The organism is Sphingomonas sp. NCPPB 2930, from assembly GCF_042867205.1.
GTDB lineage: Bacteria > Pseudomonadota > Alphaproteobacteria > Sphingomonadales > Sphingomonadaceae > Sphingomonas.
The window spans coordinates 1-553 of record NZ_JBHZQU010000070.1; the positions used below are offsets into that span (position 1 = coordinate 1).

Consider the following 553-nt stretch of genomic DNA (forward strand, 5'->3'; position numbering starts at 1 on the left):
CCTTGGCGCTGGTGAGTTCCGGCCGGGCATTCTCGGCCTTCTCCGCGCCGACGAAGCGGGACTTGGCCGCATCGCCGATGGAGGCGACCGCCTCGATGGTGCCCGATCCGCCCTCTGCCGCCGCCTTTTCGAAGGCAGTGGTGCGCACGGTCAGGACCAGCTTGGTGTCGCTGGTTTTCACGGTCGCAATCGCATTGCCCGCATAGATGGGCCGGGTGAAGCTGTCCGGTCCCTCGACCGACAGGATGTCCGAAATCTGCATCACGTCGATGAGCGCAGCCACGCGCGGCGCGATGTTCTTGCCCGTCGTGGTCGACGGCGCGAGGAAGGCGTCGTGATGGCCCATCAGCTGCGCGATCAGCGGCGCGACATTCTCGGCGAGCGCGTTGGCATAGGCCGCGTCGTCGGCGACATGGACCTTGCCGACGCCGGCGATCTTCGCGGCGGCCTGCGCGACACCGTCCACGCCCTGACCCGCGACGATCAGGTGCACCTCGCCCAGCTTGGCCGCCGCCGTGACGGTCGCCAGCGTGGCATCCTTGACGGCCCCGCC

At 68.9% G+C, this 553-nt stretch carries 1 protein-coding gene; it reads right to left on the bottom strand.

Going from position 1 to position 553, the window contains the following annotated elements; all coding sequences use genetic code 11:
• Nucleotides 1–553, bottom strand: a 553-nt coding sequence (locus ACFX59_RS18420) for an electron transfer flavoprotein subunit alpha/FixB family protein (RefSeq protein WP_387434534.1), incomplete at both ends; no start/stop codon positions are given.